The sequence below is a fragment of the Burkholderia sp. Ac-20379 genome, from assembly GCF_017104645.1.
GTDB lineage: Bacteria > Pseudomonadota > Gammaproteobacteria > Burkholderiales > Burkholderiaceae > Burkholderia.
This window is the reverse complement of record NZ_JAAGPF010000263.1, coordinates 1-10,504: the sequence shown is the minus strand read 5'-3', so window position 1 is coordinate 10,504 and position 10,504 is coordinate 1. Positions and strand designations below refer to the sequence as shown.

The following is a 10,504-nucleotide window of genomic DNA, read 5'->3' as shown; positions in this document are numbered from 1 at the left end:
AGGTGCTCGATTCGACCGTCACCAACGTGGCGGTGCCGTCGATCTCGGGCAGCCTCGGCGTGTCGAACAGCCAGGGCACCTGGGTCATCAGTTCGTACTCGGTGGCGGCGGCGATCGCCGTGCCGCTGACGGGCTGGCTCGCGAAGCGCGTGGGCGAACGCCGCCTGTTCGTCACCTCGATCGTGCTGTTCACGCTGACCTCCATGCTGTGCGGCCTGGCCAACGATCTGCACGTGCTGGTGGTGTGCCGCGCGCTGCAGGGGCTGTGCTCGGGGCCGATGGTGCCGCTCTCGCAAACGATCCTGATGCGCGCGTTCCCGAAGGACAAGCGCACGCTCGCACTGGCGCTCTGGGCGATGACGGTGCTGCTCGCGCCGATTCTCGGCCCGGTGGTGGGCGGCTGGATCGTCAGCAATTATTCGTGGCCGTGGATCTTCCTGATCAACCTGCCGATCGGGCTGTTCTCGTTCACCGTCTGCATGACGCTGCTGAAGCCTTCGCGCGAAGGCGGGCAGGCCGGGCCGATCGACGTGGTCGGCATCGCGCTGCTGGTGGTGGGCGTGGGCGCGCTGCAGGCGATGCTCGACCTCGGCCACGATCGCGGCTGGTTCGGCTCGCCGCTGATCTGCACGCTGGCGATCGTGGCGGCGCTGGCGATCGTCTCGCTGCTGATCTGGGAGCGCGGCGAGAATCACCCGGTGGTGGATCTGAGCCTGTTTCGCGACCGCACGTTTTCGTTCTGCGTCCTGATCATCTCGCTCGGCATGATGGCGTTCTCGGTGGTGGGCGTGGTGTTTCCGCTCTGGCTGCAGACCGTGATGGGCTACAACGCGTTCCACTCCGGGCTGGCCGCCGCGCCGCTCGGGATTCTCGCGTTCGTGTTCTCGATCCTGGTGGGCCTGTATTCGAGCCGCTTCGACGCGCGCGTGCTGGCCACCTTCGGCTTCATGGTGTTCGCCTGCGTGCAATGGAACAACGCGCACTTCACGCTGAACATGACGTTCACGCAGATCATCACGCCGGGGCTGATCCAGGGCATGGGCCTGCCGTGCTTCTTCATTCCACTGACGGCGGCCACGCTGTCGCGCATTCCCGACGACAAGCTGGCCGCCGCGTCGAGCCTGTCGAACTTCCTGCGCACGCTGTCGGCCGCGTTCGGCACCGCGATGAGCGTGACGCTGTGGGAGAACCGCGCGACCTATCACTACGACATCGTCTCGCAGGCCGTGACGAAATCGGACGGCAACACGCAGCGCTACATCGATGCGCTGCACGCCACCGGCATCACCGGCACGCGCGAACTGTTGTCGATCAGCAACGTGGTGCACAAGCAGGCCTACATGATGGCCACCGGCGACATGTATTTCATGGCGAGCATGACCTGCCTGACGCTGGCCTGCATGATGTGGCTGACGCGCCCCAAGCGCGGCGCGGCCATGACGATCGGACACTGAGGCGCGCACGGCCATGACCGCAACGACGGCGAACCACACGGCGAACCACACGGGGAACACCATGAAACTCGGGGCCTTGATCATCCTGTATCACCCGCGCGACGATCAGCTCGCGCGCCTGCGCGACGTGGCGCGCGACTGCGACGCGCTGGTGGTGGTCGACAACACGCCGGCCGCCAGCCTGGCCGCCCGGCGCGCGGCCGATCAGGATGGCTACGCATTGCTCCATCACGGCAATCGCGGCGGCATCGCGGGCGCCTACAACGCCGGGCTGGCCGAACTGTTCGCGCGCGGCATGGATGCGGTGGCGCTGTTCGATCAGGATTCGACGGTGCCCGCGCCGTTCTTCGCGACGATGCGCGCGGTGTGCGCCGGGTTCGGCACGCGCTGCTTCCTGGCCGGCCCGCGCATCTTCGACGAGAACGACCGCCGCTATCTGCCCGAACTGGCCACCGACGGCGTGTCGGTGCGCCGCCTGCCGATGGATGCCGACGCGCCCGTGCAGCGCTGCGGCTTCCTGATCTCGTCGGGCAGCGTGATTTCGCGCGAGGCCTATGCGCGCCTCGGCCGCTTCGACGAATCGCTGTTCATCGATCATGTCGATACCGAATATTGCTTCCGCGCGCTGGCGCGCGACGTGCCGCTCTACGTGGTGCCGCAACTCGTGCTGCCGCACCGCATCGGCAACAAGCGCCGCCACAAGATCGGGCCGTTCGAGATGTCGGCGATGAACCATCCGTGGTATCGGCGCTACTACAGTGCGCGCAACGCCGTGCAGCTCGGCATGCAATACGGCATGCGGTTTCCGGTGGCGATCGTGCCGAGCCTGCTGACGCTGTGGCAGATCGTGCAGGTGGTGTTGTGCGAGGACGACAAGGCGGCCAAGCTCAAGGGCATCGCATTCGGCGTCAGCGACGGCCTGTTCGGCCGTCTCGGCCCGCTCGAACAGGCGCGCCCGGGCTGGGCCGCGCGCGCCGGTGAACGGGTGCGCCACGGATGAGCCGACGCAGCTTGCCGGGACGCCCGGCACTCGCGGGCGGCGTGCTCGCGGCGGTATTCGCGCTGGGCGGCTGCGTGCCGTCCGGTTTTCAGACCAAGGTGCAGCCGCACGTGCCCGGCGCGAACGCGCTGGCCGGCGTGAGCGGCAACGTGCGGCCGGACGGCGCGTGGCCCGCGCCCGATTGGGTCAAGCAACTCGGCGATCCGCAGCTCGACCGGCTGGTGGCCGAGGCCTACGAGAACAACCCGAGCCTGCAGGCGGCCAAGGCGCGCATCGATATCGCGCAGGCGCAGGTGCAGCAGTACGCGTCGATGACGGGGCTGGTGGGCACGGCCGGCGCGTCGCTGAGCAAGGCGCGCGTGCCGCGCGGCGACGGCGTGGCGAACGTGAATGTCGGCGGCCTCAACGTGCCGGTGGATCTGTTCAGCGATCCGAATATTTCGTCGTCCTCGCTCTATGCCGGCTTCAATTACCAGATCGACCTGTGGGGGCGTAACGCGGCCGCCACGCGCGGGCTGCTGTCTAACCGCGACGCCGCGCGCGTCGACGCCGAGCAGGCGCGGCTCACGCTGGCCGTCACGCTCGTGACGCTGTATTGCCAGCTCGATCAGGCCTATGCGCAGCGCGACCTGCTGCAGGAAAAGCGCGCCGCCAGCGACCAGATCAACGCCGTGCTGCGCGAGCGCGCCGCGCGCGGCATCGACAACGCCTACGACGCCAGCGACGCCGCGATCAAGCGCAACCGGTTGATCGCGCAGCTCGCGATGGTGGACGAGCAGATCAAGCTTTCCGAAGTGCAGATCGGCGTGATGACCGGCAAGGGCCCCGAGCGCGGCCTCGCGCTCAAGCGCCCGCATCCGGGCGATCTCGTCGACGCGCCGCTGCCGCCGAAGCTCCCCGTGGCGCTGCTCGGCCGCCGGCCCGACATCGTGGCCGCGCGGCTGCGCGTGCAGGGCGCGTTCTCGGCCGTGGACGGCGCGAAGGCCGAGTTCTATCCGAACGTGAACCTGTCGGCGGTGGGCGGGCTGTTCGCGCTGACGCCGGCCGCGCTGCTGCGCGGCCGCGCGTTCGGCGGCTCGATCGGGCCGGCCATCACGCTGCCGATCTTCGATCGCGGCCGCCTGAAGGCCAAGCTGGCCGGCGAGGTCGCCAACGCCGATCTGAGCATCGCGCTCTACAACCAGAGCGTCGATCAGGCGCTCGGGCAGGTCGCGCGGCAACTGACGCAACTGCGCACGGTCGATATCCTGCTCGACGAGCAGCAGCATTCGGTGGCCGCCGCGCAGAAGATCGTCGACATCGCCGACGAGCGCCACCGCCGCGGCTTCGGCATGGAAAAGGATGTCAACACCGCGCGCCTGACCTTGGTGGACGAGCGCACGCAACTGATCGACCTGCTCGCCAAGCGCCGCGCGCTGCGCATCGGCCTGATCGATGCGCTCGGCGGCGGCTTCGACGTGACGAAGATGGCCGCCCCCGCGATCGCCCACGACGAACTCGCGTTTCCCCTCCACGATCGATTGACCGACTCGCATTTCGACTGACCGCATGCACGACGACAACAACAACGCGCGCCGCGACACCGCCGGCGCCCCGCACGATGCCGGCCGGCTCGAAGCGAAACGCGCCGCGCGCCGGCGCCACTTCGCGCTGTTCTTCTGCCTCGTGTCGGTGCTGGCCATCGCGGCGGCGATCTACTGGTTCCTGAGCGGCCGCTATTACGAGGAGACCGACGACGCGTACATGTCGGGCAACATCGTGCAGGTGGCCGCGCAGGTGCCGGGCACCGTGATCGACGTGCTGATCAGCGACACGCAGCGCGTGCGCGCCGGGCAAACGCTGGTGCGCCTCGACGACGCCGAGGCGGCCGTGTCGCTCGCGCAGGCCAAGGCCCAGCTCGCGCAGGCGGTGCGGCAGGCCGCCAACGCGGGCGTGTCGAACGCGATGTACGCCGACGCCGTGGCCGCGCGCCAGGCCGATCTCGACGTCGCGCGGCGCGCCTACGATGCGCGCGCGCATGCCAGTGTCGAAGTGGTGTCGCCCGAGGAAACCGCGCGCGCCAAGGCGCAGATGATTGCCGCGCAGGCGCAGCTGGCCGCCGCGCAGGCCCAGCTCGAATCGGCGCGCGTGCTGGGCAGCCGGCTCGCGGTGGAGGACAACCCGTCGGTGGTGCAGGCCGCCGCGCAGTTCAAGCTGGCGTGGCGCAACCTGAAGCGCACCACCATCGTCGCGCCGGTGGACGGCACCGTCGGCCAGCGCTCGGTGCAGGTCGGCCAGCAGGTCGGGCCGGGCGTGCCGCTGCTGTCGCTGATTCAACTGAACGCGCTGTGGATCGAGGCCAACTTCAAGGAAGGGCAGATCCGCAACATGCGCGCGGGGCAGCCCGTCAGCATCGTGTCGGATATCTACGGGTCGAAGGTGGTGTATCGCGGCCACGTGGAAGGTTTTTCGGCCGGCACCGGCAGCGCGTTCTCGATGCTGCCGTCGCAGAACGCGGCCGGCAACTGGATCAAGGTGGTGCAGCGCGTGCCGGTGGTGATCTCGATCGATCCGGCCGATCTGGCCGCGCATCCGTTGCGGATCGGGCTGTCGATGCGCGTGACGGTGGATACCCACGAGCGCGGCGGCCATCTGCTCGATAATGAGCAGCCGTTGCCGGGGCAGAGCACGCGGGTGCACGACAGCGTGGCGTCGGACGCCGATGCGGCCGCGGCGGCGGTGATCCGGGCGAACAAGTAGGATGCGATTGTCGGCCCTGCCGCCGCCCGCGCTTTTTGCCATCGACCCGCGCCATCGCGCCCGAACCGAACGACGATCCATCATGACGCCAGCCGAAACCTACCTCGCCGCCCTCCGTCTGGCGCTGAACGCCGAAGGCAATGCCGCGCTGGCCCACGCCGGCGGCGCGCCGCAATCGCAGCTCGACGTGCTCCGCGCCGTCTATCCGCACGCGCCGGCCACGCTGGTGGATCTGCTGCGCCGCCTCAACGGCACCTATCACCAGACCTACGGCGACACCCGCATCGGCGTGATGGTGCTCGGCTCCGATGTCGGCAGTTATCCGTACTATCTGCTGTCGGTCGATCAGATCGTCGAGGAGGCGGCCGAAGGCTTCGGCCGCGAGAGCATCGCCGACATCTACGATCTCGCCGAATTCGCGCCGGGCGAACTGTTCGACCCGCGCATCGACGCCACCGTGCCGATGGGCCGCCGCCTGTGCTTTTCGCATTGCATGAACAACGGCGGCTCGTCGCGGCTGTACATCGATTTCGATCCCGCGCCGGACGGCAAGCCCGGCCAGGTGATCCGCTACCTGCACGATCCCGACAGCTACGCCGTGCTGGCCGACGATTTCGACCGGTATCTGGCACAACTCGTCGCCGACGGCTTGCCGTTCCTCGAGGATCAGGACGAACTCGAACTGCATTGGCAGGCGCCGGCCCGCAACGGCGGCTGACGCGCGTACCTCAGCCGCGCCGGCCTTCGATCCACGCCCACAGCGCCGGATCGGTGAAGTCGCGAATCGTCGCGTGCGCGCCGGCTTCGCGCAGTTGCGCATCGGTCAAGGCCGTCAGCATGCCGAACGTATGGATGCCGGCCGCGCTGGCCGAGCGCACGCCGGAACCCGAATCCTCGAACGCCACCGCATGCGCGGCGTCGCCGCCCACATGCGCCAGCGCCGTCAGATAGGGCAGCGGATGCGGCTTGCCGTGCGCGAGTTCGCCGCCGATCACGAGCACCTCGAAGCGCGCGGCGAGCCCCAGCGCGGCCAGCATCAGCGTGGCGTTCTCGCGCGGCGCGTTGGTGACCACGGCGCGGCGCGCGCCGGTTCGATCGAGATGGTCGAGCAGGGCCTCGGCGCCGGCCGTGGGCGTGAGCCGCGCGCCCAGTTGCGCGCGAAACATCCGTTCCTTGTCGGCCGCCAGCTCGGTGTATTCGTCCACCGGCATGCCCGGAAACAAGCCGCCGAAGATCGCCGAATCGGGCGCGCCCATCACGTGCGCCTTGTAATAGGCGAGATCGATGCTGCGCTGCCAGCGGGCGAGCAGGGCGTTGAAGGCATTGAGGTGCAGGGCGTCGGTGTCGACGAGCGTGCCGTCGAGATCGAACAGGAACGTGGGGTCGCTCACGGTGCGGTTTTCCTGGGGCGGAGGGACATGCAGCGGCAAGTTAGCAGAGCCGGTTGCGGAAACAAGCTGGTAGAACTAACGGTTTTTCCGGGGCTGCCCAGATGCCGGGATGCTCGCGCGGTTTCGCGCAACGACGCACGGCGCTGGGCCGTGCATTGTTGCGCTTTCTGCGATTTTGCACGCCCGTGCCGGGCGCGGTCGCCGGTTCAATGCGCCAGCGGCAGCCCGGTCGCCGGATCGAGGTGCCGGGCCGCGGCGAGTTGCTCGACCAGCGCGTCCGACGGCGCTGGCGGCTCGGCCGCGGCGGCTTGCTCCGTTTCCCATTGGAAGGTGCCGTCCCATTCGGGAAGTGTGGCCGGCGGCAACGGGACGATCTTGCCGATGTCGGGCACGTTGGGGTGCTGACCGTCGTGACTGCCGATGAACTTCCCGATCAGTTTGTATCGCCGGGCGCGCTCGGCATCGGCGGGCAGCCCCGGATACGAAGCGCCGAAGGCGTTTTCCAGCGACAGCGCGGCCAGCGCATTGCCGTCCATCGCGCCGTTCTGAAACGCCGCGATGGCTTCGGGGTAGTGCTTCAGGTTGCGCTGGTCGATGCCGAGCGACGCGGCCGCGTCGCCATTGCCCTGGTTCATGGCGCACTCGCGCATCTGGCGTGCGATGTCGGGTGCCTTGTCGTGCGGCGCCAGTTGCTCGGCGACGTAGGCCTGCGCCTCCGGGCTGCCCAGGTCGGCCGCCTTGCGGAAATAGCGCAGCGCCAGCACCGGATCCTGCTTCAGGCCATAGCCGCTTGCCAGGTAATGACCGATGTCGACGTAGCCGCCCGGCACCCCCCGATCGATCCGCTGCGTGGCGAGATCGACGCTTTCCCTCGGCGCATCGGGCGAACTGGCCAGCCCTCGCGAGATCAGGCGTTGCAGATCGCGATTGGCCTGGTCGTTGCCGTTCGCCGCGGCGATCCGCTCGTAACGGGCGATCGCGTTGTAGTCCTTCGCGCCCTCGGCCTTCTCGAGCGACCGCGCATATTGAAAGAGCGCTTCGGTGTTCGCGTCGGGCGGCGGAAGATGGCCGGCCTCGTGCGTGCAGGTGAAGGCAAGATCGATGCGCATGGCCTTCACTTCGGCCGGCGGGGACGCCGCGCCATCGTCCTTGTTCGTGCAGGCGCCGATCAGCAGGGAAACAACAAGAGGCGAGAGTTTGAAAATAGTCTTCATCGATCGATCGTCAAAACCGCGGGCGGCGGCGGTGCGCAGGGATTCCGCCAGGGCTCGGGCCGCCGGGCCGCTCGCGGTCATGCTGCATTGCCGCGCCGCGTGCGAGCCGACATGATAATCCCGCTGCCGGGCCCGACTCGCCCGCGAATTGCGCTGCAGCATGCCGCGCGAACGTGTCGCGCGTGCGATTCGACCGGCGCTGCCGGGCGCCGTTCCCCATGTCGGCGGCGGGCAACCCCGTGTCGCGTTTAGTACGTCGCGTGCCCCGCCTGCCGGACTACCCTCTGTGGGCTTGCTGCCCGACCCGTGCGCGGCCGCGCCGGGCGCAGTGCAGCACCAAGCCAGAGAGACAGGAGACGAAGCGATGAGCAGCAATCGAGGAGTCGTGTATCAGGGCCCGGGCAAGGTCGAAGTGCAGAACATCGACTATCCGAAGATGGTCGACCCGAGCGGGCGCAAGATCGGCCACGGCGTGATCCTGAAGGTCGTCAGCACGAACATCTGCGGCTCCGATCAGCACATGGTGCGCGGCCGCACGACGGCGCCGGTCGGCCTCGTGCTCGGTCACGAAATCACGGGCGAAGTGATCGAACTGGGCGCGGACGTCGAAACGCTGAAGATCGGCGACATCGTCACGGTGCCGTTCAACGTGGCCTGCGGGCGCTGCCCGATGTGCCGCGAGCAGAGCACGGGCGTGTGCCTGAACGTGAACCCGGCGCGCGCCGGCGGCGCGTACGGCTACGTCGACATGGGCGGCTGGATCGGCGGCCAGGCCGAATACGTGCTGGTGCCGTACGCCGATTTCAACCTGATCAAGTTCCCGGATCGCGACCAGGCGATGGCGAAGATCCGCGATCTGACCTGCCTGTCCGACATCCTGCCCACTGGCTATCACGGCGCCGTCACGGCCGGTGTGAAGCCCGGCTCGACGGTGTATATCGCGGGCGCGGGCCCGGTGGGCATGGCCGCGGCCGCTTCGGCGCGCCTGCTCGGCGCGGCGGTGACGATCGTCGGCGACATGAACGCCGAGCGCCTCGAACACGCGCGCAAGGTGGGCTTCGAAACGGTGGACCTGTCGAAGGACACGCCGCTCGGCGACCAGATCGCGGCGATCGTCGGCCGCCCGGAAATCGACTGCGCGGTGGATTGCGTGGGTTTCGAGGCGCACGGCCACGGTTCGGAAGGCAGCAACGAGGAAGCGCCGGCCACGGTGCTGAACTCGCTGATGGAAATCGTGCGCCCGGCCGGCGCGATCGGCATCCCGGGCCTGTACGTGACGGACGATCCGGGCGCGAAGGACGTGGCCGCCAAGCACGGCAGCCTGAGCATCCGCTTCGGCCTGGGCTGGGCGAAGTCGCACTCGTTCCACACGGGCCAGACGCCGGTGCTCAAGTACAACCGCAACCTGATGCAGGCGATCCTGTTCGACCGCCTGCCGATCGCGGATATCGTCAACGTGACGGTGATCTCGCTCGATCAGGCGCCGGAAGGCTATCGCAAGTTCGATGGCGGCGCGCCGCGCAAGTTCGTGATCGATCCGCACGGCCTGATCGCCGCTTGACGATGGGCCGGGGCCGCGAGGCCCGGAACCTGAGAGACACGGCCCGCGCTTCGGCGCGGGCCGTTTTCATGATGGTTGCGCGCGCAAGCATATCGCGCGGCCGAACGCGCGCGGCGGTGTCAGCCGAAATCGCGCGCCGCCAGCGCGTCGGCCGCCGCCGCGATCGGCGCTTGCCAATTCCCGAGCGCGGGCTGGCGGAACAGGCGCATCGTGGCGTACCACGGCGTGTAGTCGACGTGGTTGAGCCAGCGGCTGTCGCCGGCCTGCGAGAGCATCAGCCAGACCGGCTTGCCGAGCGCGCCGGCCAGATGCGCGACGCCGGTATCGATCGAGATCAGCAGGTCCAGCCGGTCGAGCACGGCGGCCGTGTCGGCAAAGCTGCGCAGCGCGGGCGCGAGATCCACCACGCCGTGGCGCGCGATCGTCGCGCGTTCGGCGTCGTTCTGCTCGCCGATCTGTAACGAAAAGAAGCGGCAGCCCGGCTGGCCGAGCAGCGGGGTCAGCGCGTCGAGCGCGATCGAGCGATACGGCTCGTGGCGCACGCCCGAATTGCTGCGCCACACGAGGCCGATGCGTGCGCCGCCCGGCGCATCGAGTGCGCCGCGCACGGCGTCGGGCAGCGCGGCGGCCGGCGGCGCGTCGAGGTAGGGCGTGTCGAAGCGCGGCGCGTGCGGCGTGGGCTGGTAGCGCGCGAACAGATTGAACAGCCAGGTCACGCAATCGCATTCGTCGGCGAGCGTGCCGATGTGCGGGCCGCTTTCGCGCACGAAACCGCCGGTGCGCAGCACGCCGCGCGCGGCGTCCACCACCTGCACGTCGACCGAGGCCGCGCCGTCTTCCTTCAGGCATTGCAGGTAGCGCGCGTGCATGAACAGGTCGCCCGCGCCGCCTTCCATCATCACCAGCACGCGCTTGCCTTCGACCGGATCGTGGTGGCCGAGGAATTTGCGCTCGGCCCATTCGAAGCTGCCGCCGTGGCCGGGGTACAGCGTCTCGACGATGGTGCGCCGGTGCGGCGCGTCGCGCAGCTCGCGGTACAGCCGGTGCGCGTCGCGATAGCGGCCCTGGCCGAAGCGCGCGACGGTTTGCTCGAAGCGGATCACGTAGAGGTTCGGGTCGCCGGCCAGGCCGGCTTCGGCGCGCGA

The 10,504-nt window shown here is 68.9% G+C and carries 9 protein-coding genes; 6 read left to right on the top strand and 3 right to left on the bottom strand.

From position 1 onward, the window contains the following. Positions 1–2: 2 nt before the first annotated feature. The 5 genes from G3N92_RS25340 to G3N92_RS25320 all read left to right on the top strand — a co-directional run bounded on the left by G3N92_RS25340 (position 3) and on the right by G3N92_RS25320 (position 5,911). Entirely contained in the window at positions 3–1,454 is a 1,452-nt protein-coding gene (locus G3N92_RS25340; RefSeq protein WP_339385815.1) for a DHA2 family efflux MFS transporter permease subunit, read from the top strand. Positions 1,455–1,515: 61 nt separating this feature from the next. Further along, the gene (locus G3N92_RS25335; protein WP_206130340.1) at positions 1,516–2,454 is read left to right on the top strand and encodes a glycosyltransferase family 2 protein; all 939 of its coding nucleotides are present in this window, start codon (positions 1,516–1,518) and stop codon (positions 2,452–2,454) included. After that, a complete protein-coding gene (locus G3N92_RS25330; protein ID WP_206130339.1) occupies positions 2,451–3,998 on the top strand; it encodes an efflux transporter outer membrane subunit in 1,548 nt (515 codons plus the stop codon). Before G3N92_RS25335 ends, G3N92_RS25330 begins: the two co-directional genes overlap by 4 nt. A gap of 4 nt (positions 3,999–4,002) precedes the next feature. After that, on the top strand, positions 4,003–5,193 hold the full coding sequence (locus G3N92_RS25325) for an HlyD family efflux transporter periplasmic adaptor subunit (RefSeq protein ID WP_206130338.1): 1,191 nt from the start codon (positions 4,003–4,005) through the stop codon (positions 5,191–5,193). Positions 5,194–5,275: 82 nt separating this feature from the next. Then, positions 5,276–5,911 carry an SMI1/KNR4 family protein gene (locus tag G3N92_RS25320; protein ID WP_206130337.1) on the top strand — a complete coding sequence of 212 codons (636 nt, stop codon included), beginning with the start codon at positions 5,276–5,278 and terminating at the stop codon, positions 5,909–5,911. Positions 5,912–5,921: 10 nt separating this feature from the next. On the opposite strand, the gene G3N92_RS25315 is transcribed toward G3N92_RS25320, so the two are convergent. Then, on the bottom strand, positions 5,922–6,584 hold the full coding sequence (locus G3N92_RS25315) for an HAD-IA family hydrolase (RefSeq protein WP_206130336.1): 663 nt from the start codon (positions 6,582–6,584) through the stop codon (positions 5,922–5,924). A gap of 206 nt (positions 6,585–6,790) precedes the next feature. Beyond that, positions 6,791–7,960, bottom strand: coding sequence for a DUF6396 domain-containing protein (locus tag G3N92_RS25310; protein WP_241015014.1), 1,170 nt, complete (start codon positions 7,958–7,960; stop codon positions 6,791–6,793). Positions 7,961–8,162: 202 nt separating this feature from the next. Between G3N92_RS25310 and fdhA the strand changes: the two genes are divergently transcribed. Continuing rightward, a complete protein-coding gene (gene fdhA / locus G3N92_RS25305) occupies positions 8,163–9,359 on the top strand; it encodes a formaldehyde dehydrogenase, glutathione-independent (RefSeq protein WP_206130335.1) in 1,197 nt (398 codons plus the stop codon). Positions 9,360–9,478: 119 nt separating this feature from the next. Here the strand turns inward: fdhA and G3N92_RS25300 are convergent. After that, the coding region (locus tag G3N92_RS25300; protein ID WP_206130334.1) for a glycosyltransferase family 9 protein at positions 9,479–10,504 on the bottom strand (1,026 nt) is incomplete at its 5' end.

Bases quoted from the DNA above. Each gene is read 5' to 3' on its own strand.
- G3N92_RS25335 (WP_206130340.1), top strand. From the start codon at position 1,516: ATGAAACTCGGGGCCTTGATCATCCTGTATCACCCGCGCGACGATCAG.
- G3N92_RS25330 (WP_206130339.1), top strand. From the start codon at position 2,451: ATGAGCCGACGCAGCTTGCCGGGACGCCCGGCACTCGCGGGCGGCGTG.
- G3N92_RS25325 (WP_206130338.1), top strand. From the start codon at position 4,003: ATGCACGACGACAACAACAACGCGCGCCGCGACACCGCCGGCGCCCCG.
- G3N92_RS25320 (WP_206130337.1), top strand. From the start codon at position 5,276: ATGACGCCAGCCGAAACCTACCTCGCCGCCCTCCGTCTGGCGCTGAAC.
- G3N92_RS25310 (WP_241015014.1), bottom strand. From the start codon at position 7,960: ATGCTGCAGCGCAATTCGCGGGCGAGTCGGGCCCGGCAGCGGGATTAT.
- fdhA (WP_206130335.1), top strand. From the start codon at position 8,163: ATGAGCAGCAATCGAGGAGTCGTGTATCAGGGCCCGGGCAAGGTCGAA.